Below are 23,289 nucleotides of genomic sequence, written 5' to 3' on the forward strand. Positions count from 1 at the left end.
AAGCGCTCTTAATGAGCGCTTTTATCAATGTGTTTTAGTTATTTTTTTAGTGTATGGATAGCGTTGTCTGTCTCTACCTATATACACTTCTTTTTGACTTGAGCTATGAACGGATACAAGAAAGCAATACGACCACAATAGAACAGGGTAAAGGCGAGCCAAAGTCCATGATTTCCCCATAAATCCACGCTAAGTGCTTGCACGACAAGAAACACAATTAGTGTCGCGATACTTGAGTCTCTGACAGGCCTTGTCGTTCCTGTACCCGTAAAGATGCCGTACACGGTCAAGCCGAAACCTGCCACTAGAGGGAACATTAGTAGCCATGGCGTCATTTCCTGATACAAGTCGACGATGGTCTCTAGGCTTGTAAATAGGTAAACCCATTGAGTCTGAAATAGAGCGATGACGAGTGTGAGCAGAATAATTAAGCCAGCAGTCCATTGAAAGTTGAGCCTCAAAACGCGATCAAGCATGGATGGATTTTTTTCACCGACTGCTTTTCCTGCGAAGACACTCGATGCATTCGCCACGCCGTCAAAAAGGTAGCTGACGATAAAGGTTATCTGCATCAGGATGGCGTTAGTCGCGAGAGTGTCGGTACCATGCTGAGCGCCCGTTCGTGCCATCATGTTGAAGAAGGTGAGCAAGCAAATCGTGCGCAGCAGTAGATCTGTATTTGATGAGACGATGGTCGCAAGATCGCTTTTGCTCATCTTTGATGCTGACATGAGCGATGACAACGATACCCCTGAAGTTCTCAGAACCAAACTCATACCGATGGCAAACATCACTATTTGAGCGATTAAACTTGCATAGGCAACCCCGGCGACGCCAAGGTCAAAATGCAATACAAATACAGCATCAAGCACGATATTAAGAACGTTGCCAAAGACTTGGGTATAAAGTGTTTCTTTCGCTTTCGCTTGACCCATCAACCAACCGATCACCGTGTAGTTGAGCAGGACAAACGGGGCGCCAAAGATAAGAATAGAAAAGTAGATCTCAGCTTGCTGCGCCACATCGGCTTCGGGTTCAATAATCCAGAGAGCACCTTGCCAGAGCAAAGATTGCAGGACAATAAACACCAGGCCAACTGAGGCTGCGAGTACAAACGGTCTCATCAGGCTGCTTGCCAGAAGACTTTGATCACCTCTTCCAAGAGCCATCGCACTTTGACCCGTCGTGCTGACGCGAAAGAAGCCAAACAACCAATACAAGGTATTCATAATTACCGTACCGACGGCAACGCCGGCAATAAGCTCAGCAATGCCTAACTGGCCGATGACGGCAGTGTCTACCGCGCCAAGCAGTGGCTGAGTGACGGTAGAGATAATAAAGGGCAGGGCAATCTTGTAATAGTCTTTGTGAGAGATAGTCATAATAGATAGTAGCGAGTGGCCAGCGATAGCACTTATTGATGGCAATGAGAATGATTTGCGTTAGAGGATGATAGTCGGTTCCGTGAGCAGTGTCACCAAAAGAATTGTGGATATTGATTGAAAGGTTAGAAAGCCAGCAAAGAGAATACCGCCCCAGATGTCGACCTGAGACGGTATTTGCGATGGTACTCAGTATGTTAGGGGGGCGACTAACCTTTAAACCAGTAGCCGCCTAAAAGTGGGTTGGATGAGGTTACTTTGAGTGTGTCGCCATCCGTTTCAAGCGTCTGAGGTTCAATCATGACTAATACCTCTTGGTCAAAACAAAAACCAGCTTCAAATTTGACCTCGTTGGCACCCATTTTCTGGCCGGCTTGCATGCAATTCGCTAGCTCAACATAAATCTGCTCACCAGATTGCACAATTGTGAGCCTAGACTCTTCTGAATTGCGGTATGTGCCACTTAGCTCTTCAATAGCGATCCAATCAGTTGGAGCGTGAGTTCGTAACTCAACACTATCTGATCCCGATTCACAGTGATACACACCGTTTAACTCACATTGGATCTCACCTTGATTGAAGCTTAGCTTACCAGACTGTTCACTGTAGTCGCCGGTGTAGACGGTTGATGATTCATTAGCGTCGGTCACGGTCAGGTAAAATGCGCCTTCGTTGACAGTAAGCCCCAAGTGCATTGGCTCTGAATCTATCAGTTGGCTACCTACGTATTGACCCTGGTAGGTAGAAACAAAGTCACCTTGGCTCATTGCAGAGCTTGAATCTGAACTGTCGTTACAGCCTGCTAAAACCGCGGTCGCAGCACTCAGTAGTAATAGCTTTTTCATGCCGACTCCTTAAAACAGTTCGTTTAGCTTGTAGCGAACCCACTCTGACTTAGCTACAGAACCCTGAACGTTAGCTTGAATCGCACTGATGGTGACATATCCTTGGCCAACAGCAATACCTTCACTGTTTTCTGACTGATCAGCGTAGTTCGCGTCTGAATCCATGCTGATGCCTGCTTTGTCTTTATACATGCTTCTGGCGATAGCCATGGCTTCGTCCATCGTCAGACTTGGGTCATGTTTCATCATTTCTATTGCGACGTAACCCATAAACATGTCGCTTGAGGCTAGGTCGTCGGTGAACTTGACAATCATGTTGTCGTGGCCTGCGTTCCAACCCACTTGGGTGTGTTTGAATCCGCGATGATTCGCTGGATCTTCAGGAATGTTAACGTTGAGACCAGTGAACTTAGGCAATAGTGGTGCGCCGTCTGCTGTCTTTTCAACAAGTTGATCAAGAAGCTCAACAACGATGTTTGCAACGTCTTGTGCTTTGCTGGCTTCGCCATCGTAAGCGCTTACAGCAATCGCAGGGATGCCACGTGCAATAGAGGCATTAGTTGCACCAAGCGTACCCGACATGTTGGTTGAGTAACCCACGTTGTTGCCTTCATTAGGGCCAGAGATAACGAGGTCAGGCTGCTTGCCCCAACGCTCCATAGCGTAGACATCGATACCATACAGCGCAGCCATTGTTGGTGTGCCTTCTGTGTAGTCTTCGAAAGCGACGGTTGTGTCAGTATCACCCACACAAACTTGGTCTTTGTCGAGTTGAGTTCGGTCAACCGATACTTCTTTCATAAAGTGGATAGCTCCACCTTTGCCACTTTGTCCTGTGCATGGCGCCGACATAATCACGTCGTGTCCCGCTGCTTTAAGTGTCGTATGAAGAGTCTGAATATTGGTCGTGGACCAGCTGTCATCGTTAGTTAAAACAATATTCAGTGCGTTTGCTTGAGCACAGATCCCTAAACCGATTGCCAATGTCAACGCAGCAAACTTGGTGTTCATAGTATTTCCCTTTGTGTGCTTGAAAAGTTGATAGTTAAGCTAGAAGGGATTGATGACGGTTATGTTAAAACGAGATTGCTTAGTGGTTAGAGATGTCTCTAAGTTTAAGTATTTGTTTTTATGATAAAAATATCCTTGTTTAGTTGATGTTGATAGCGACCTGTCTTTGGGTCACGGCTCTTTTGGAACAGATAGGGATTCGCTAATTCACCAAAGTACGCCAACATCTCATCTTTAATTTTGTTTCGGTTTTGATCGAGCGTTTTAGCTTTTAATCCGTGCAGCTCAAGCTCATTAATTGCTCTGGCATGCCCACCAAAACAGCGCATGATTTGCGCCAGTTCTCGACCCTTGTCAATATCGGGCTTTGAGATTGAAGGATTGATGTAGGCAGGAAGGTCGTCGATGCTCCTTTTTACATACCAGTAGTAATAGAAAAAAGGTGTTTTAGGCATCAGCAGTGTGTGGCCATCTAAACTGATTGACCGTTCGAGCAAGTTGATGGTTAGTAACGAAGTAGGCACCGATTGCGTGTTACTGGGTTCAGACTGACTATCGGCTGCAGTCTCTATCGAGAGCGAATCTTTTTGGCTTGGCAATGGCTCCAACTCGACATCATATTCATGCCCCGTTGTAGCAGGATCTAGTTTGGTGCGCTTGGTTGCTGATGAATGCAAAACGCAATAGGTACTAGCTGTACACAGTGCGCTGATAGCAATCATTATGGATAAAGATAGGTTTGAGATTGGCGAGGAGATTATCCAATTCAAAGCGTAATGCTCATCCCCCAGTTTAAAGAGAAGATCCGCCGAATATTGCGACGTGGCTGCAGTTAGAGATATCTCTAAAATTTCGATGTTGTTAATAATAGGCGAACCAAACACTGAAAATAAACGAAAAGACTCAATCCAACGCTTCAATACGGATTCAGAATGCACTAACAGCTGTGTGACGTCGTAGCTGTTCACAAGCGCATCATTTAGAGCAACTGGTAAATGCTGAGCAAGCAAGGTTTGGATAGCAAAATGTAACGCGAAGTCATATAGGTACATCAAAGCACCCAAAACAGCTACGCCGAGACAAGTCGATAGTACTAGCGCTTTTTGCTTTTGGGAGACGGAGGCAAAGGACATGATCTTTAGGTCTTCTTTTTATTGGGTGCAGTTGTCAATGTTGATGTGGGTGTTATCTAACAGCTGGTGCATTGGCTTTGATTGCCTCATCTTCGTGAGTAGGGATACGCTGGCAGCACATTTGATGGAGTTAGGAACCGCGTTGGAAATGTACCAACTGCCCGCTGAAGGGATGGTCTTCAATTCTATACGTTGTCCTTCAGGCCATCCCGTAAGTTCAGGCTCAATACCGATCGCTGGGATAAAATCGACGCTCTTTGAGGTGAACGCGTTGATAAGATCATTGCGGTGATGAAACCAGTGTGTGTTGGTGTTATCTAATGTGACGCCGCGTTTTCTGAGTTCTACTTCCGGAATCAAAAATCCAGACTGGCTGCGCTTATCATCGAGAAGACCTATGTTTCTTTTGTATAAGGTGGCCGCCGACAATCTATTGATGGGGATATGAGCGTATAGATAGACGGTGTATGGGGGGAGAATTAAACCTTGCTGATAAAATGTTTCATGATCAGGTAGCAAGCCGTTTAGTACTCGCGGTCGACTAAATAACATATCAAACTGCTGAGAGAGGATGTCGTCAGAGGAAATATTCTCGCGTGGTTTCCAGGATAGTTCTACATGAGCATAGTCGCTGCCTATAAGCACAGATTCGCAAAAAAAAGTCGTCAGTTCGTTGGCTTGCCAGTCTGACGGTGTGTAGATGCGAAACGTTTGGTCGCCTATTGGCTTGATGACATTACAGCTGAGTTGATTGAGATTAAGTGGTGCGCTTGTCACAAGTGAATATGGCATGACCAGCAAAATGCCAATCGATGATAATGCGATTAGGGCTGTCCATAGCACTATTATAAAACGGGAGTTGTTGAGCATAGTCCTTCCTTGATAATCAAAGAATCGTACGCGACCAATGTTACGCTTGAGTGACTAGGGTAGTGCTAACTCTCCTTTAGTAAAGATTGCGCAGCAAAAATGTTATGTTATAACATTTCCCTAAATTATCTCGAGTGAGATAAATAGAACTTACAAAGGAGATTAAGTAACCCCATGTCATCAACGCTAATCATCAACGCAAAAGTCGTCAACGAAGGCGAAGTTCGAGAGACGTACGTGCGTATCAAAGGACAACGCATCGAGCAGGTTGCAGCAAATCTTAGTGCTCTGCCTAACGAGCTAGTGATTGACGCAAAAGGGGCCTACTTGATGCCTGGCATGATTGATGACCAGGTACATTTTAGAGAGCCAGGGCTCACTCATAAAGGCTCGATTGCAACGGAGTCATTGGCTGCAGTCGCTGGTGGTATCACAAGTTATATGGAGATGCCCAACGTTAGCCCTTCGACTACAACCATTGAAGCGCTTGAGCAGAAATACGCTATCGCTGCAAAAAATTCTGCCGCCAACTATGCCTTCTATCTTGGTGCGACAGAAGATAATTTGGAGCAAATCAAAAGACTGGATCCTAGCAAACGCTGCGGCGTGAAAGTCTTTATGGGGGCATCAACAGGTGATCTCTTAGTGGAGCATCCGGAAGCGTTAGACAAGATTTTTCGTGATTCTCCTGTATTGATCGTAACGCACTGTGAAAGTGGCGCAGTGATCGCTGAGAACAAAGCTCGTTTGCTTAAGACTCACTCTGAATTCACCATTGACGATCATCCTTTACTGCGTGATGACAAAGCATGTTATGCCTCTTCATCTTATGCGGTCGATCTGGCGAAGAAACATCAAAGTCAGCTGCATGTTCTGCATATCACGACAGAAAAAGAGTTGAGCTTGTTTGAGGCTGGTCCTGTTGCCGGAAAGAACATTACCGCTGAGGCTTGTGTGCATCATTTGTGGTTTACCAATCTAGACTATGCTGAGAAGGGTAACCTCATTAAGTGTAATCCAGCGGTCAAATATCAAAGTGATCGTGATGCGATTATTGAAGCGATTAAGGCGGGTCAAATCGATATTATTGCAACTGACCATGCCCCACATACGTTTGAAGAGAAGCAAGTTGAATACGACAAAGCACCAGCGGGTTTGCCATTGATGCAGCACGCACTGCTTACACTTATGGATCACGTCCATTACGGTCGATTGAGTGTGAGTGACGTGGTCGAAAAGACGGCGCATAACCCTGCCATTCGTTACGGAGTCGAGAACCGAGGGTTTATTCGTGAAGGTTACTACGCTGACCTTGTCTTGATTGATTGTGATTCAGTCACACCAGTGACACACGAAAACAGCTTCTACCATTGTGGCTGGTCACCCTTTGCTGGGCACTCTTTCGCATCTCGCATTAAGCGTACCTGGGTAAATGGTCAAATAGTATTTGACGACACCCAACCACTGCTCGTAGATTCCAATGCTATGCCGCTGTCGTTTAGCCGCTAATCCTGAAGTTGTAGAGGCACCAAAATGTTAAGAAAAAACCCAACTGGTCATATGCCTGTCGTATCCGAAAATGCCTTTGTTGATCCTACCGCGATCATCTGTGGGAAAGTTGTCATAGAGGACAATGTGTTTATCGGCTTCAACTCCGTCGTATTTGATACCGTGATTGGTAAAGGCTGCGTCATTCGCCACAACTGCGTTATTGATGGACTAGACTTGCCTAACGACTTCCATGTTCCGCCAATGACGAACATTGGCGCTGACTTTGATCTCAACAGCATTTCAAAAGTACCACCAAAGTACTCCGCTTTTTCAGAGTCTGTTGTGTCAGCGAACCACACGTTAGTGCAAGGTTATAGGAGAATCGCAAATGAGCTCTGAGAGCACGGTTATTGAAAGCGTACCAACGAACATCATCACCGGCTTTCTTGGTGTCGGCAAAACATCGGCAATCTTACATCTACTCAAGAATAAACCTGCAGATGAGCGCTGGGCTGTCCTTGTGAATGAGTTTGGAGAGATCGGTGTCGATGGCAGCTTAGTGCAAGGACAATCTGGTGAGGCCGAGCAGGTCTTTATTCGCGAAGTGCCTGGCGGCTGTATGTGCTGTGCAGCGGGACTTCCAATGCAAATTGCGCTTAACCAGCTATTGCACGAGGCCAAACCTGATCGTTTACTTATTGAGCCGACAGGGCTTGGGCATCCCAAAGAAGTACTCGAAGTGCTGTCCTCTGAACATTACCGAAAAGTGTTATCGCTGCAAAAGACACTGACGTTGGTTGATGCTAGAAAGCTTTCTGATACGCGCTACACAGACCACGCAACATTCAATCAGCAAATAGCCATTGCGGATATCGTCGTAGGTAGCAAAATTGACTTGTACCAAGCCGACGAGAAGCAATCACTGAAAAACTATGTAGAGAAGGTAGGCCATCCTGAGGCTCAACTGATATTTGCAGAACATGGCAATATTCCGTTTTCGGCCTTTGAAGGAGCAACACTCGCGAACGATCAGCATCACCATCATCACCATCATCATCATTCTTCAAAACCGCTTGCGTCTGAATTGCCGATGCCGGAGAGCGGTCTGATCAAGGCAGAGAATGAAGGGGAAGGATTTAAGAGTGTTGGCTGGCGATTTGCACCAGACAAAGTGTTTGACCGCCAAAAACTAGCGCTGCTGCTCTTAGACTTGGATGTCGAGCGTATGAAGGCGGTGTTTATTACCAATATGGGAATTTTTGGTTACAACCTGACATCAGACGGGATAACCGAAATGGAGCTGGATGATTGTGCCGAAAGTCGAATTGAGTTCATTGCTCATAAGCTTGATGAGAGCATCGAACAGCGACTCCTTGCTTGTGTCACCAGTGTTTAGCAGTCTTATATCTCAATCACTCTGTACTTAAGTAAACAGGCGGGACTTTAGTCCCGCCTGTTTGATCTCTAGCTCACACGGACGATGCGTTTCTCTGCCATCGCCATCGCAATATTGCTCTGACAATAAGCACTCTCATTGATGAAGTGGGGATAGACGGTTTCTTCACCTTGCCAGTGCATATCGTAGCCAAGGAAGGTTGCTAGAATAGGTTCGCCCGGTTCGACGGCGACAAAGTCACGGCCACAAAGCGTTGGGTGGACGGTCGCAAGGCGCATTCCATCGATATCGAGTGGAAACATGACCTCTTCAATATATCCATAAGCCTCATAGTCGCTGAGCTTAACTGTATGGTTTAAGTTTGTGTTTTCTATGTAGTCGAGTACTGCGGTGAGTAAATTCTTCATTAGCTCAAGCGTTTCGTACTTGAGGGAGCCATGAGCTTGCGCGCCGACTTCAAGCATTAATCCATGCTGACCAGTCGTACACAAATAAGGCTGGTCTTGCCAAGACTTACGATCTTCAAACAGGATATTCGCTTCAGGCATGCGCTGTTTGATGTAGGCGCCCATCTTTGTGTAGTAAGGGTCGCTGGAAAGTAGAATCAGGGTTGCGCCCATATTGCTGGTGGTGTTGTGTAGGTCAATAATCAATTGATTTTCATTGCCAGCGTGTTGCTTAACAAACTCAGCGGCCAATCGTTTTTCGTTGGCATCCGATGTTAAATCCGCAGCAGAGAAGGCACGATTCAAGTCTATGTCGACAAAGCGAGTATTTTTCTTCACTGCAAGAGGGTTAGCGACCGTGCTTTTGACCTGAAATGTTGATCGGTCGGCTTGATATACGCCATCCCGAATGAGTTTTTGTAAGTAAAGACCTGAAAGCTCGTTGCCATGTGTGCCAGCAACAAGTAGTACCTGATTAATTGAGGGGGGAGCCATATTTAGATCTACCAAATTTGAATATTTGAATTGTTATAACATAACATTTTAAATAAAATCTAGAGTTGGCTTAGTAATAATAAAAAAACGCCGCTGACGTACACGTAAGCGGCGTTCTTAGAACAGTTTAGCGTTTTTACTCGCCTTTAGATTTATTGCGGATTGCACGCATCATCTTGAGACGGCGCTCTGCAGAGCTTTGCTCTTGCTGAGGATTGTTCTTACGACCTTGGCGATCTTTATAAGCAGGCTTGCTGTGCATCTTTGTCAGCAGGGCATCACGGCTTTTTGGCTCGTAGCCAGCAAGTTGGATACGTTTGATACGCTGCTGAATGAGGTTTTCAACCTGAACCAGCGTTAGCTCTTCATCACGACTTACAAAAGAAACAGCATGGCCTTGTTGTCCAGCACGGCCAGTACGACCGATGCGGTGAACGTAATCTTCGGCAAGGAATGGCATGTCGTAGTTCACTACGTGCGGTAGACCTTGGATATCAAGACCGCGCGCTGCAACTTCTGTCGCGACCATGACACGTGCTTTGCCCGACTTAAATTCTTCTAGTGCACGGCGGCGTGAGCTTTGTGCTTTATCACCGTGGCAAAGAACCGCCTTGATGCCATCAAGCTTAAGCTCCTTAACGACGTCGTTTGCGGTTTCTTTGTAGTTTACGAATACTAAAACTTGCTGCCAGTTTTTACGGCCAATAAGTTCCGAAAGTAGCTCTAGCTTGCGCTCTTCATCAACAGGGTAAACCACGTGGAAAACCGTCGCTGCGGTTGAGTTTTCTTCGTTTACAATAATGCGCTTCGGCTTGCGAAGAAGATCTTGTGCTAACGCATTCATTTGCGCTGAAGAGGTTGCAGAGAACAGCATGGTTTGCGGATGCTCCGCGATGCCGCTCATGATAGTGCGGATAGCGCCGATGAAGCCCATATCCAGCATGCGGTCTGCTTCATCGAAAACGAGGAACTCAAGGTTTGCGAGGTTGAGATTACCAAGTTCAATGTGCTCAATCAGGCGGCCTGGGGTTGCTACCAACACATCAGTACCGTTCTCAAGCTTGCGCTCTTGAGATGACATTTTTGCACCGCCGTAAACAGCAGTGACCTTTAGGTCAACATACTTAGTATAGTCAGCAATATTGTTGGCAATCTGATCAACAAGCTCGCGCGTTGGCGCCAGAATCAGTGCGCGAGTAGTCGCACGGCCAACTTGCTTTGGTGCATCCAGCAATTGCTGGATGATTGGCAAAGAGAATGCAGCCGTTTTACCCGTTCCCGTTTGTGCATGAGCAAGGATATCGTGTCCGCGACGTGCATGAGGGATCGCCTGTTGCTGAACAGGGGTGAGTTTTTCATAGCCGCACTCAGTGAGGGCTTGTGCTATCTCTGGTGAAAAACCTTGTGATGAAAATGACATTCTATGTTCCTAAAAGCAGATGACCGTGTTCTCTTGACCACAACAGAGTAAGTTTAGAGCGTCATGGTCAAGATGGCCGCTGATTATAAGGGAAATCTCGCGCTATGTGGCGACTAATTTCGGATCTTTTCATGATCGAGGGAATGAGCCTAGCTAATACCTAAGGGTATGTCTCAATTTTGCTACTTTAAACCTTGAGTATTAGTCTCGACTGGGCTCTTACAACAAGACTCCTATACTGATTCGAAAGTGAACTCGAATAGTGTCTACTAAAGGTGCCACAGATAACTAAGTCCGTCTTTGTTAACTACCTATAGATACAAGAGTTTTACCATCGGATAGGGGATGTCAGTGATGAAAGCCGGTCACCATGGGCACGCGCTCCATCTAAAGCAGCAGTTAGAGCAGCACTTGGATAGCGAAGATGAGAGTTGCAAAGTACAAGCGAACTTGAATAGCGCGTTTCAACGACGATGTCCGGCATATCTCGATGACATCGTTCAACCTCTGCTCAACCACTGTAGCGATGGCCTTATCGTGATGGATAAAAGTGGCGAGTTGGTGTGGTACTCGGATCACCTTGCTAGCTTGTTCGCACTTTCTAGCGATCTTGCTTTCGAACAGATCCTTTCCTCGTTACCAGCCCCAATAGAAAAGTTTATTCGAGACTACAGTGTTTCAGTTAGACAAGCAGATGGCTTTGGCGTGCGTAACTTTGATTTGCGAACCCCAAGCTCTGCCTACAATTTGGCAAAAGGTCTTAGTGGCTCGGGAAATGTGCGGGTGTGCCGCTTTCCATTAACAGTGGGAGGCGAGCTGTATGGCAGCGGCTTTATTGTTTCCGATGAAACCCAAAAAATCGCGAATCGTCGTGACATTGAGCTTGCGATGCAGGTATTTAGTGAGGGTAACCAAGCCATTATTATTACCGACAAAGAGCACGTGATCACTTTTGTTAACCGAGCTTTTAGCGACATTTCCGGTTACCAATCTGCCGAGGTCATAGGCCAGCATGTGAGCTTGTTTTTTGACTCTGATGAGAAAAGCTATTTTGGTCGAGAACAGCTCAAACATCTTGCTAGGGATCATTATTGGGAAGGCGAGCTCCAGTCAATGTCAAAAGAAAGGGTGCGCTATCTTCAATGGGTAAACATCAGTGCGTATCCAAAGCATGCGGACAAACCAAGTAACTATATTGTTGTATTTCAAGATATGACAGAATCCAGACGCCGAGAAAAGCGCATCGAGAAACTTGCGTATTACGACACATTAACCGGATGCGGCAACCGCTTAGCGATGCGAAAATTCTCAAGTCAGTTGATTCAAGACAGTCAAAGTAAAGGCACTCCAAGTAGCTTTGCACTGCTGTTTATTGATATTGATGGCTTTAAGCTTATCAATGACACCTATGGCCATGATGCCGGCGACAAAATTCTCAAGTACCTCACACGTCGAATTAATGGGATTACTCGTCGTAGCGATCGCCTGTTTCGTATTGGTGGTGATGAGTTTATCTTGTTTTTAATCGATGCGGATGCCAGCCTGACACAAAGTAAAGCACAGCAAGTTATCGATGTGATTACGCGTCCTTTTCAGCTTGATCGAAATGCCATTGCGACCTCAATTTCTATCGGCATTGTCAACTACCCAGAAGACGGTCAAGAGCTGAATAGTTTGCTCAAACACGCGGATGCAGCGATGTACAAAGCAAAAGCCGTGGGTAAAGGAACATTTGAGTACTGTGATCCTGAGCTATTGAACAAGTTTAGTCGCGAGTTTCGCATCAAGAAGCAGCTCTATATGGCACTCCAGAATCAGGAGCTACAGCTATACTTTATGCCGCAGGTCTCAATGAGTACCGGAGAAGTGGTGAGTGTTGAGGCACTTATGCGTTGGACGAATAAGGAATTTGGGCAACTTTCACCGGCAGAATTTATTCCTATCGCCGAGCGTAGTGGGATGATTCACCATTTTACCCGCTGGGTAATAGAAAACGTGACGCAATCTTTAGACACCTTGTCACAAAGTGGACTAGAGATGATCCCATGCTCAATTAATATCTCGCCAGCGGATTTTGCTAGCGCAACATTTTTTAACTCATTGACTGAATTGATAAAAAATAGTCACCCGCAACATATAACACTGGAGATCACGGAAACATTATTAGTTGAAGATAGAGAAGAAACATTAAATAAGTTGCTGAAGTTAAAAGATATCGGTGTCAGTATTTCATTAGATGATTTTGGAACGGGCTTTTCTTCAATGAGCTATCTTACTGATTTCCCAATAGATGAGATTAAAATAGACAAAACCTTTGCCGATACTTTGCTACAAAGTAAGCGCTCGCAGGATATTTATCATGCTTTGATCCAGCTCTCAAACTCGTTAGGCTGTCGATGTGTGGCTGAAGGGGTTGAAAATAATGAGCAGTTTGAATGGCTTAAGAGTAATGGCTGTGATTTATCACAAGGCTTTCTACACTATAAACCTATGCCATTGAGTGAGTTGCAGAAGTTATTGAAGACTCGGCATTGAGTGCATCACATAGTTTTTGGCGTTTATTCGATAGTAAGTAAAAATGAAACTGAGTGAGTATTTAACTGTGTTCACTAAGCAAAGTTGTTTATTTGGTTGTGGCAACTTATTGATGTTAAAAGCATTGGTTTTATAGAGTTTGTTTATTTCACGATCGTATTCAAATAATGATGTAAAAATCGGTAAATACGATTCTAATTGCCGAATAGTTAGGCTATTATTGGCAACTTGTCAGGACAGTGACGTCCAGTATTTAAATTTAACTTAGCTTAACTTGTTGTAATAATGGTAAAAAGTATTTTTTCGCCGTTGTGGGTGTTGGCATTGACGGCCGTTGTACTGTTTTCCCACAGCGCACGTAGCGAAGTAAAATTAGAATCAGGTACGATTAAACGTATTTATAGCAGTGCACAACTCGACGGAGTGGTTGATTTTCAATTATTTAAGGATGCGTACCTTGCTTATGAGAAAACCACCAACCGCAGTAAGTCGTTGTTGACCATCATCGACTATTCAAAACCATCGACGGAAAAACGCTTTTTTGTCATTGATATGGATAAGAAATCGTTAGTGTTTAACACTTATGTCTCTCATGGCGTGAACAGTGGTGAGAAAACAGCGACTAAGTTCTCTAATATTATTAACTCTCGCAAGACATCTTTAGGCACCTTTTTAACCGATTCGACTTACTATGGCTCGAACGGCTACTCTTTACGCTTGGATGGATTGACGAAAGGTATCAACGATAATGCTCGAGAGCGTTACATTGTTGTTCATGGCGCAGATTACGCGAATGAGTCGTTTCTTAAGCAGAATGGCTATCTAGGGCGCAGTTGGGGCTGCCCGGCATTGCCTGAGCATTTGTCGCGACAAATTATCGATACTATCAAAGGCGGAAGCGTTATTTACGCGAGTGCTTAATATAATAAATAGCTGAGTTTGAATAGCTTAGTTAATTGATTAGTAAGAAAAAGGCTCACATATATCGTGAGCCTTTTTTGTATTTGGTAAATTAACTTGGTTTCGCTTTATTAGGGCGGGAGCGATTTGGTCTTGGTTTGCGAGACTTGTTCGCTGCTTGTTCACCACCACTATTTGGCTTGCGCTTGAAACTTCTTGGCTTGCGTGGCTTGTCTGAACCTTTGTTTTCCTTTGAAGCTGCGCCGTTGCCTTGCTTTTGCTGACCTTGTGCCTTCTGCGGCTGTGGCTTTTTCGGCTTCTTAGGTTTTTTCGCTTTGATTGGGCGAGTATCGAGTTTTGATTCCGGCAGCTCATGAACGGGTTTGAAGCCCTCCAGTTCATGTCTTGGCAGCAACTTACCAATCAAACGCTCGATAGAAAACAGCTCTTTCGCTTCGTCTGCACAAACCAGTGAGTAAGCGTTACCCGTTTCACCAGCACGGCCAGTACGACCGATACGGTGCACGTAGTCTTCAGATACGTTTGGCAAGTCGAAGTTGACCACCTGTGGCAGCTGAGGGATGTCCAGACCGCGCGCGGCGATATCGGTGGCGACCAATACGCGGACTTCACCACTTTTAAAGTTAGCCAGCGCGGTCGTGCGAGCACTTTGGCTCTTGTTCCCGTGTATTGCCATAGCTGTAATGTCTTGGCCTTCTAGGTAACGAGCAAGACGGTTGGCACCATGCTTAGTTCGGCTAAATACCAGCACCTGCTTCCAGTCACCATCGTGGATAAGCTTGGCAAGCATCGCGGGCTTTTGCTTTTTATCAGCAAGGTAAATACTTTGCTCAACTAATGCTGTGGTTGAGTTTGGTGGCGTCACTGACACTTCTACCGGATCGTTGACTAGGCCTTTGGCTAGGTCACGGATCTCGTTTGAGAAGGTGGCTGAGAATAGTAGGTTCTGACGCTTTTCAGGTAATAGGTCGAGAATCTTTTTAATGTCACGATAAAACCCCATGTCCAGCATTCTATCGGCTTCATCGAGTACCAGTACTTCCAATTGAGAAAACTTGATGGCGTTTTGCTGATACAAATCCAACAGGCGACCTGGTGTTGCCACCATAACATCGCAACCTTTGCGGAGCTTCATCATCTGTGGGTTAATTTTTACGCCACCGTATACACACTGAGAAGTCAGTGGTAGATGAACGCTGTATTTGAATACGCTCTCGTGAACCTGTGCTGCCAGCTCGCGAGTCGGCGTTAAAATCAGCGCGCGAATGTGGTTACTCATGACGCGAGTACCGTTGTCGAGATTTTGAATCAGTGGTAGAGCAAAGCCAGCGGTTTTGCCAGTGCCCGTTTGAGCGGCTGCCATGACATCTTTGCCTTCAATGACGGCAGGAATAGCTTGCTCTTGGATGGGCGATGCTTTCTCGTAACCTAATTCTTTAATCGCGCGCAGAATAGGTTGGGAAAGACCTAAAGAATCAAAACTCATAGTGATACTCAGTTTAAGAAAAGAGGAGGGCAGATCGCCGTGACGTGCCGTAAACCCAAGAATAGGGCAAGGCGGGCTATTCTGCGTGGTTTTGTGATGAAGTTCAATACAATTTTGGTTGCATTATTTCAGCGATTTAGGCCCAAAGCAGTATTGAATTTACCCGCTAAGGTGTTTATATTGTCGCCGCCTTAGACAGGCACACCCTAAAATGCACACTCGCCATCCCGCCTCCATTGGTGCATTTATATTGGTGTTAGAACTTTCCCATGCAAACGACAATGCGTCCTTTAAATCGCTTTACCCGTGAATCGGGTGCTCTTATGAACCTGTCGGTTCCTATTATTCTTACCCAGCTTGCTACTCAGGCAATGGGTTTTGTTGATACAACCATGGCTGGCCAAGTCAGTGCGGCTGATCTTGCCGCGATTGCTCTGGGAGCAAGCTTGTGGATCCCGGTACTTCTTCTGCTACGCGGCGTTATTATGGCTTTAACGCCAGTGGTGGCGTTTCATCGAGGTGCTCGTGATTTTGATAGTATCTCTATCGAGTTCTTCCAAATGGTATGGCTGGCGCTCACTTCAAGTGCTTTGTTGATTGCCTATTTGGTTAGCGCAAAACCGATCCTAGAGTGGATTGGTGTGGCATCGGAAATCATTCCTATTGCCAGTGATTACGCTTACGCATTGGCGTTCGGCGTGCCCGGGATTGCGCTGTTTTATACCTTAAACGGCTTTTGTGAAGGTATGAACAATACCAAGGCGCCAATGATCATTTCTGTGATTGGCCTATTAGTAAACATTCCTGTTAACTATGTGCTTATTTACGGTAAGTTTGGCTTCCCTGAACTGGGCGCTGTAGGTTGTGGCTGGGCGACCAGTTTGGTGTATTGGTTGATGTCTGCGCTGCTGTACTCATACATTCGTGGTCATCACCATTTTAAAACCATCATTCGCTTTAGCGATGTAAAGCTAAGGCTTGCTGAGATCTTCAACCTATTAAAGCTAGGTTTGCCTATTGGGATGAACATTGCGGTGTGCGGCAGCATCTTCGCAGTGATTGCACTTTTGATTGGTAGAATTGGCGCAGAAAACGTCGCAGCAGCACAGATTGCGCTTAACATTTCAAGTATGACCTATGTGATTCCAATGAGTATCTCTTTTGGTATTACCATTCGTGTTGGCCACGCTTTAGGTGCAAAAGATGACGCTGGCGCAGTGGAGCGAAGCAAAATCGGTATCGTGGTCGCGGCAATGTTGTCACTGTGTTCGGTGGCGATGTTCTTGCTGTTCCCGGATTGGATTATTCGTCTTTATACCACTGACCCAGCGGTGAGCGCGACGGCGGCTACCTTGCTAGTATTCACTGCTATGTATCAGTTTAGTGATGCGCTGCAGACCTCTGCCAACGGAGCACTGCGTGGCTATAAAGATACCAAGGTTCCGATGATTTTGGCGATTGCTTCTTATTGGGGCTTAGCTCTGCCGCTCGGTGTAGTGTTAGGACTGACGGATCACATAGTACCTGCCATGGGCGAGAAAGGCTTTTGGGTGGGTATACTTAGTGGATTGACGTTTGCTGCGTTACTCATGTTGCTGCGTTTACGAACGGTGATAAAGCGGCGTGATGCGCTGTTGGTAAATGGTGTTTAAACGATTGTACCTAGAATGAAATTGGGCGCGATAGATAGAGTTATTTATCGCGCCTTTTTCGTACCAAGGGCTTTCATTATATAGTAAGGAGTTCGACTTTCTGTAAGAAGGCTTCTGTTCCAACCCGCTATCGTTAGCATTTTGTGACTTCCAGTACCGATAGATTGTTGAATGTCCCAATAAAGGTATAGAGTGTTTGCATTTAACTGTATAATTTATAAAGAATAAAAAATATACAAAGAAATGTATATCTATTTGGTTGATACAGTGTATAGTGTAGCTCAGCTCAAACAGTGAGCTATTGATAACTTATTTAGTTCAAGCTTTTCTCAGTTCTCTATCGATTTGATTCATCATCTCTATCCTGCCCTGCGATACCTTTTTCTTCATTCCTTATTTAGTAGCTCTCTTTCTAAAATAATTAAACTATCGAGATATACATGTCAAATAAAACAACTGGTTCAGTAAAATGGTTCAACGAAACAAAAGGCTTTGGCTTTATCGCACCAGATAATGGCAGTGCTGATGTATTTGTTCATTTTAGAGCAATTACCAGTGACGGCTTTAAAACACTAACGGAAGGTCAAAAAGTTTCCTTTAACGTTGAGCAGGGTTCTAAAGGTCCACAGGCAGCAGACGTTACTGCACTGTAAGAATTCTGATGAGATCTTTTCGACTTTCTAGTAACGGAAAGATCTCTATCTTAGTACTATGTTTTGCGCGATAAGAATCAACTTAAGAGCAAAATCTAGTAGTATCAAGTTAATTACTATCTTTATCACAACAACATACCCTGGTCTGCGACCAATAGTCAGCTTAATAACGACGTTCTGACACGTCATATTCCTCACAGAGGGAATGTCAATTACTTAAACTTGCATTTCTTTTGTAGTGAGTTGGAACAAACAGGAAAAATACTAAACTCCCAAAATATGGTCTTAGGGAATTTTTATATTTCTTAAATCAAGGAGATTAGTCATTGAAAAAAACAACAGCTCGTAAAGTCAAAAAAGAAATTGTCGATGATAATGAAAATGAAGTTCGCAAAGATACTATTCATGAAGTAAGAAAAAAGATCGAGAGTATTCTAATAGAACGTGAGCGAAAAAAATTATGGGATCTATAAAATGAGAAAACCTGCAAAGAAATCAAGTAACAGAAACCGCAAGAGCAGCTTTGAAGAGAAGTTTTCCAATATGGTCGCTGAATATCAAACAGCGAAAGAAGTTTTAGATTCTTTGGTTGAAGGTACACCTGAGTATAACAAGCAAAAAAGAATCTGCGATAAGTTGTTTGCTAGTGCTGAACGGTTTATCAATGCAAATTAAATCGCTCTCTTTTAATCTGTCCTAAAGAGCGATCAGTCCTAAAGCGCGATTGAAGGAAGCAGGTGTGAACTCGGACTACTTTGGCACTTATTCTATGCGATGTATAAAATCAGGAATGGACTGCTATTGCAGTCCGTTATGCTTTCTAAGCGTGCCGAATAACCTCTTGCAAACAAGTGAATGTGTCTCTTAATTAGTATGCAAGTAAAGCTCAAATAATGTACCTACCGACTCTAATAGATACACTATGTTTCCAGCTTTGTTATTTAATCATAACTTCAACTGACCTTCTCGAAAGGTCAAACCATTCTCCACATCACTCCCAAGTAGCACCGGACCATCTAAGTCAACAACTTCAGCATTGGTCGCTATCGGTAATGCGGCCTTCATGGCGAGTGACGAGCCAAGCATACAGCCACTCATAATACTAAGTCCTACTAAACGCGCATCTTTTTCGAGTGCTAACGCTTCGGTAAGGCCGCCGGTTTTATCGAGCTTAATATTGATCATTTCATAGCAATCAACCAGGTTGGAAAGTTGTTCTCGGGTATGACAGCTTTCATCGGCGCACAAAGGAATAGGATGCTCAATCCCTTTGAGTAGATGGTCTTGGCCACTTGGCACCGGTTGTTCAATCATGGTGATATTGAATGGCTTAAGTGATGCAAACAATGTACTAAGGTCAAGCTGAGACCAAGCTTCGTTGGCGTCTATGATTATCTTCGAGTTTGGTGCTACTGCGCGGATCGCAGCGATCTTGTCGACGACGGCTTGATCGTCGAGTTTCACTTTGAGCAGAGTTGCCCCTTGGCTCACATAGTCCTTCGCTTGCTCAGCCATGCTGGTCAGTTCTGCTACCGATACCGTCATAGCTGTTTCTATGCTTGGTGCAATACTAAATAATGGGGAAGGGAAGTGACTGTCAGCAAGTTGAGCTTCCAAAGCCCATAATGCACAATCTACAGCATTTCGCGCGGCACCGGCTGGGAAAGATTGCAGACTAAGCCTTGCTTCATTTGGCGTCATTGCTGTGAGCGCTTTAGCAAATTCGGTTATTTGATCGATGACAGATTCGACAGACTCACCATACCTTGGATAAGGAGTACATTCCCCCTCTGCTTCAAAGTCTTGATAGCGCAAGGTGACACGAACTAGCTCTGCATGCGTCCTCGTACCGCGAGAGATGCTAAACGGTTTTGCCAGTTTAATAGAGTGATGATGAGCGCTAATAGACAGCATGTAATGAGCTTCCTTACTGTAGTCAGGGTTAAAGTGAGCGAACACGATCTGCGATTGCATCGACACCAAATCGAACAGGGTCGGTGACGGGCATGCCGAATTCTTCGCTCCATTCTAGACACAGCGCTTTCGCTTCTTTGCCAGAAATGTTTGAGGTGTTGAGACAAATGCCAACAAACTGCACTGCAGGGTTAGTAACTCGCGCTGCCATTAAGTTGGCCTCGATGGTTTGCTCGATGCTTGGTAGAGCCGCGTGAGGTAAGTGACGAATGTGCTCGCGTCCGACTTCATGGCACAGTACCAGCGCATCGGGTTGAGCACCATGGAGTAAACCTAAGCTTACGCCAGCGAAAGAAGGGTTAAACAGCGAACCTTGGCCTTCAATAATGTCCCACTCATGTTCGGTAAAGCTCGGGCTCAGCTTTTCAACCGCACCAGAAATAAAGTCTGCGACCACAGCATCGACCGAAATGCCCTGGCCTTCAATTAGAATGCCGGTTTGCCCGGTTGCTTTAAAGCGCGCTTGGCAGCCTTGATCGACAAGGGCTTTTTCAATTGCGAGAGCGGAGAACATTTTGCCAACCGAACAATCTGTGCCGACGGTCAAGAGGCGTTTTCCTTGGCGCTTTTTGCCTGTGCCAACATCAAGCTGAGCATCGTAATGCCGAACGTCAAACAGTTGTATGGCGTTTTGGGTAGCAAGTGACGCGAGCTCGGGAATATCACCAAGGCGTTGATGCATGCCAGAGGCAATATCAAACCCAAGCTGCGCCGCTTGTACAAGCGTTTCGACCCAACTTGGCGGGATAACACCACCGGCATTCGCTGTGCCAATAACCAGTGTCTTAGCACCCATCGCTTTTGCGTCTGCCAATGATAGAGGCTCAAGGCCGAGTGATACTGTTTGCTCAGTCAGTCGTAACTCACCCAAACAGGCATCTGGTCGCCATTTAACGATGCCGCGCGCTGTTTTTGCTGCTAGAGGGTCGGTCACGTCCCCAAGGAAAAGTAGGTAAGGTTGAGCAATGTTCATATCGTCCCTCATGAATCTTGATAAATGATTGGTGAATCAGAGCTATCAAGATAGCGAGGACGAGGAGCACAATCGAATACTCTAATGTGTGTCCTCTATAACATTAAGTTATGGGCTGGTGATCTCCGAAAGCGTTTCTAGAAACTGCCTACTGGCAATCGACATAGGGTGAACATCACTGGAAAGAAGGGATACGGAGCAATCAATGTTGTCAGTTAACGCGACACGCATGAGATTGGGTTCAAGCGCATATTGCTGCGCAGTCCAAGGGTCGACAATGGCGATACCGCTGCCGAGTTTGGCAAGCTCTGCGCCTGCACTGTAGCTTCTGACGCGAAATGTCGGCGTAAAATTTGCTTTGTGAGCGGTTATCGAATCGTGCAAGCGCATGCCTAGTGGATCGCGTTCATCGAGTGCAATTATGCCGATGTCACTATGAAGCAATGTTGAAAGTGAGAGTGATGAGAGCTCGGGACTCAGCGCTTTATGATGCTCACGACTAAGGAGCACGGTCATAGATTGCTGCAGTAAAAGGCGATGTGATATGCCCGCAGGTGTTTCGCGGCCAAACGTGATGGCAAGATCGAGCTCATTGTCGAGCAGCGCCTGACATAGTTCGGCGTGATTACCCGTAGTGAGGTCAATAGAGCAGGCGTTTTTCTGGGCAAACTCAGACACTAAAGGGGTGAGCAGCTTAGTGGCTAGCACCGGCGGTGCACCAATACGGATATGTTGATGTCCAGCTTTAACTTTGTTGGTCAGAGTTTGGAACTGACCAAGCTGTCGATAGATCTTTTCCACTTCAGGTAGCAGTGTCTGCGCTTCTTGAGTCGGAACTAGCCGTCCTTTAATGCGTTCAAACAGTGAAAAGCCAAGTTGCTGTTCGGTGTGAGCCAATACGCGCGTCACGTTGGGCTGGGAAACATGCAGATTTCTGGCAGCTCCCGATACCGTTCCGGCTTGCATGATGGCGTAGAAGACTTCCAATTGTCGAAGATTCACAGTGGCTCCAAAGGCGCTAACTCATTAACAATCACTGTAATGCAAACAACAGAACGAAAAAAGGCTTGATCGCGACATGATCAAGCCTATCTGTTTCTTCTACCCAATGGTATTTGCTATTGGGAAGTGAGTGTTAGCTGAAATGAGTCCAGAGAATTGAGCCCCACACCATCATGGCGAGGCCAATGGCTAGAAACACGGCCGCTGAGCCGAGATCTTTTGCACGCCCCGATAGCTCGTGACGTTCAAGCCCGACACGGTCTACCACGGCTTCCACCGCAGAGTTCATCAATTCAACAATCATGACAAAGATAACACTGCCCACGAGGGCGGCTTTAGCGAACAAAGAGACATCTAACACAGCTGCGATGATGACTGCAAAGATCAGCGCTGCACATTCCTGGCGAAATGCCGCTTCGTTTTTCCAAGCAGCAATGAGGCCGTACCAAGAGTAACGAGCGGCGTAAATAACGCGCTTAATGCCAGTATTTTTTTGAATCTCAGTCATGGTTTAGTTCAACTTTAAAGTAAGTGCGTCGTTACGATTGTTCTCGTGCTTATCATCAACAGATTTAGAAATGTCGCCAATTGCTTGGAACTCTTCGTGAGTCCAAACGGTTTTATCTTTCAATGACGCCGGCAGTATATCAAACGATTGAATATTGTCAGCTTTTACCAACTGCAATTGTCCGTATTGCTCAAGCTTAGCAAACTCAGATAAGCTCAGCGGTGTGCCGTTAGAAACCACGTTTGGAATCAAATTCAAACTAAAGTGATAATCTCGCGTTTTCACCACCCATTTGTTTGGCAGACGTTTGCTGCTGTCCCACCAGATGCCATCGATCTCTTTAAGCTTTTCGATACTGGTGTCTTCATCTTGAGCGTCAAGCATCTTAAGGTGCTTACGGAAATACTCCGGCATCAGAACGATGAACGCATCTTGGGTAATGTCTGGATTAATTCGCAAAATCTCATAGGCGATGAGTGCACCGAGCATGTTCGAGTAGAGATCTTCTGGCGAAAACGCCGATGGATACTCTTTAAAACCGCCCACAGAAACTAGGCCGTACCATTGTGCAATTTCATGCCATTGAGCAAGACGAAACGCGAGCAGTGCGGCTAGTTTGGCTTCATCGTCTTGTTCTGTGTCTAGTTGGTCTAGGTTATTAAATACGATGTGACGGTCACGCAGTTCAGGCGTAAGGTTCACTTGATAGTTGTCGCTGTTGCGCTGCTTAAGAGAACGATATAAATAGAAGGCAAAATCCGCGGTATCTCTGACGTGTGCGGTATCAATAAAGCCGCCTTTATTGGTGAAAATGAGTCCATTCACTTCGTCAGATGCGCCAAATAGGCTGCCGACAACACTGGCTGACCCATCGTTGAATACGTGCGCATCGACATCTTCGGTATTAAGAACGTTCTTGATCGAGTAGAAAGGAACCGGGACGCTTCCTAGCTCTGCTTTAAGGCCAGTTCCAAAGGCGCAGCATGGTCTGATCCCTACTGGTACGGTCTCGGAATCCGCGAAGCTTGGCGCTGCAGCGGTCAGAGTAAGACTCAGTAGCAATAGTATTTTTGTCATAGGTGAACCAAATCAGTGA

At 45.6% G+C, this 23,289-nt stretch carries 22 protein-coding genes; 9 read left to right on the plus strand and 13 right to left on the minus strand.

Annotated elements, in window-relative coordinates; genetic code table 11:
* Positions 1-77: 77 nt before the first annotated feature.
* The 5 genes from PG915_RS05815 to PG915_RS05835 form a co-directional block, all read right to left on the minus strand.
* Positions 78-1,382 (minus strand): MATE family efflux transporter, encoded by a 1,305-nt coding sequence (locus tag PG915_RS05815; protein ID WP_353498260.1) that lies wholly within the window; start codon positions 1,380-1,382, stop codon positions 78-80.
* 209 nt (positions 1,383-1,591) lie between these two features.
* On the minus strand, positions 1,592-2,227 hold the full coding sequence (locus PG915_RS05820) for a hypothetical protein (protein WP_353498261.1): 636 nt from the start codon (positions 2,225-2,227) through the stop codon (positions 1,592-1,594).
* 9 nt (positions 2,228-2,236) lie between these two features.
* Positions 2,237-3,238, minus strand: a complete 1,002-nt coding sequence (locus tag PG915_RS05825; RefSeq protein ID WP_353498262.1) for a 5'/3'-nucleotidase SurE — start codon at positions 3,236-3,238, stop codon at positions 2,237-2,239.
* A gap of 104 nt (positions 3,239-3,342) precedes the next feature.
* A complete protein-coding gene (locus tag PG915_RS05830) occupies positions 3,343-4,302 on the minus strand; it encodes a hypothetical protein (RefSeq protein ID WP_353498263.1) in 960 nt (319 codons plus the stop codon).
* An 87-nt stretch (positions 4,303-4,389) separates the two neighbouring features.
* Positions 4,390-5,241 carry a hypothetical protein gene (locus PG915_RS05835; protein WP_353498264.1) on the minus strand — a complete coding sequence of 284 codons (852 nt, stop codon included), beginning with the start codon at positions 5,239-5,241 and terminating at the stop codon, positions 4,390-4,392.
* Between the two features lie 174 nt (positions 5,242-5,415).
* Between PG915_RS05835 and PG915_RS05840 the strand changes: the two genes are divergently transcribed.
* Genes PG915_RS05840 through PG915_RS05850 form a run of 3 tightly spaced genes read left to right on the plus strand, consistent with a single transcriptional unit; the run spans position 5,416 to position 8,128 of the window.
* Positions 5,416-6,750, plus strand: a complete 1,335-nt coding sequence (locus tag PG915_RS05840) for a dihydroorotase (RefSeq protein WP_353498265.1) — start codon at positions 5,416-5,418, stop codon at positions 6,748-6,750.
* 24 nt (positions 6,751-6,774) lie between these two features.
* On the plus strand, positions 6,775-7,131 hold the full coding sequence (locus PG915_RS05845) for a DapH/DapD/GlmU-related protein (protein WP_353498266.1): 357 nt from the start codon (positions 6,775-6,777) through the stop codon (positions 7,129-7,131).
* A complete protein-coding gene (locus PG915_RS05850) occupies positions 7,121-8,128 on the plus strand; it encodes a CobW family GTP-binding protein (RefSeq protein ID WP_353498267.1) in 1,008 nt (335 codons plus the stop codon). Before PG915_RS05845 ends, PG915_RS05850 begins: the two co-directional genes overlap by 11 nt.
* 68 nt (positions 8,129-8,196) lie before the next feature.
* On the opposite strand, the gene PG915_RS05855 is transcribed toward PG915_RS05850, so the two are convergent.
* On the minus strand, positions 8,197-9,069 hold the full coding sequence (locus PG915_RS05855; protein WP_353498268.1) for an aspartoacylase: 873 nt from the start codon (positions 9,067-9,069) through the stop codon (positions 8,197-8,199).
* Between the two features lie 136 nt (positions 9,070-9,205).
* Positions 9,206-10,489, minus strand: coding sequence for a DEAD/DEAH box helicase (locus PG915_RS05860; RefSeq protein ID WP_353498269.1), 1,284 nt, complete (start codon positions 10,487-10,489; stop codon positions 9,206-9,208).
* A gap of 345 nt (positions 10,490-10,834) precedes the next feature.
* Here PG915_RS05860 and PG915_RS05865 point away from each other — a divergent pair, with 345 nt between their 5' ends.
* Positions 10,835-13,024, plus strand: a complete 2,190-nt coding sequence (locus PG915_RS05865) for a putative bifunctional diguanylate cyclase/phosphodiesterase (protein ID WP_353498270.1) — start codon at positions 10,835-10,837, stop codon at positions 13,022-13,024.
* 285 nt (positions 13,025-13,309) lie between these two features.
* Positions 13,310-13,945, plus strand: a complete 636-nt coding sequence (locus PG915_RS05870) for a murein L,D-transpeptidase catalytic domain family protein (RefSeq protein ID WP_353498271.1) — start codon at positions 13,310-13,312, stop codon at positions 13,943-13,945.
* A 91-nt stretch (positions 13,946-14,036) separates the two neighbouring features.
* Here the strand turns inward: PG915_RS05870 and PG915_RS05875 are convergent, their stop codons facing one another.
* Positions 14,037-15,431, minus strand: coding sequence for a DEAD/DEAH box helicase (locus tag PG915_RS05875; protein ID WP_353498272.1), 1,395 nt, complete (start codon positions 15,429-15,431; stop codon positions 14,037-14,039).
* 269 nt (positions 15,432-15,700) lie between these two features.
* Between PG915_RS05875 and PG915_RS05880 the strand changes: the two genes are divergently transcribed.
* The 4 genes from PG915_RS05880 (at position 15,701) to PG915_RS05895 (ending at position 18,411) form a co-directional block, all read left to right on the plus strand.
* Positions 15,701-17,083, plus strand: a complete 1,383-nt coding sequence (locus tag PG915_RS05880) for an MATE family efflux transporter (protein WP_353498273.1) — start codon at positions 15,701-15,703, stop codon at positions 17,081-17,083.
* 440 nt (positions 17,084-17,523) lie between these two features.
* Positions 17,524-17,736: a transcription antiterminator/RNA stability regulator CspE gene (cspE, locus tag PG915_RS05885; protein ID WP_353498274.1), complete on the plus strand. Its 213-nt coding sequence runs from the start codon at positions 17,524-17,526 to the stop codon at positions 17,734-17,736.
* A gap of 326 nt (positions 17,737-18,062) precedes the next feature.
* Entirely contained in the window at positions 18,063-18,209 is a 147-nt protein-coding gene (locus tag PG915_RS05890; protein WP_353498275.1) for a hypothetical protein, read from the plus strand.
* A gap of 1 nt (position 18,210) precedes the next feature.
* Positions 18,211-18,411, plus strand: a complete 201-nt coding sequence (locus tag PG915_RS05895; RefSeq protein ID WP_353498276.1) for a hypothetical protein — start codon at positions 18,211-18,213, stop codon at positions 18,409-18,411.
* 270 nt (positions 18,412-18,681) lie between these two features.
* Here PG915_RS05895 and dgcA read toward each other — a convergent pair whose 3' ends face one another.
* The 5 genes from dgcA to PG915_RS05920 all read right to left on the minus strand — a co-directional run bounded on the left by dgcA (position 18,682) and on the right by PG915_RS05920 (position 23,270).
* Positions 18,682-19,647, minus strand: coding sequence for an N-acetyl-D-Glu racemase DgcA (gene dgcA / locus PG915_RS05900; protein ID WP_418642292.1), 966 nt, complete (start codon positions 19,645-19,647; stop codon positions 18,682-18,684).
* A gap of 31 nt (positions 19,648-19,678) precedes the next feature.
* Positions 19,679-20,683: an N-acetyltransferase DgcN gene (gene dgcN, locus PG915_RS05905; protein ID WP_353498278.1), complete on the minus strand. Its 1,005-nt coding sequence runs from the start codon at positions 20,681-20,683 to the stop codon at positions 19,679-19,681.
* A 108-nt stretch (positions 20,684-20,791) separates the two neighbouring features.
* Positions 20,792-21,685: a LysR family transcriptional regulator gene (locus tag PG915_RS05910; protein ID WP_353498279.1), complete on the minus strand. Its 894-nt coding sequence runs from the start codon at positions 21,683-21,685 to the stop codon at positions 20,792-20,794.
* Between the two features lie 133 nt (positions 21,686-21,818).
* Complete coding sequence (locus PG915_RS05915; protein ID WP_353498280.1) at positions 21,819-22,193, minus strand: diacylglycerol kinase; 375 nt, start codon at positions 22,191-22,193, stop codon at positions 21,819-21,821.
* Positions 22,194-22,196: 3 nt separating this feature from the next.
* Positions 22,197-23,270, minus strand: coding sequence for a DUF4056 domain-containing protein (locus PG915_RS05920; protein ID WP_353498281.1), 1,074 nt, complete (start codon positions 23,268-23,270; stop codon positions 22,197-22,199).
* Between the last annotated feature and the right edge of the window lie 19 nt (positions 23,271-23,289).

Source organism: Vibrio sp. CB1-14, from assembly GCF_040412085.2.
Lineage (GTDB): Bacteria > Pseudomonadota > Gammaproteobacteria > Enterobacterales > Vibrionaceae > Vibrio > Vibrio chaetopteri.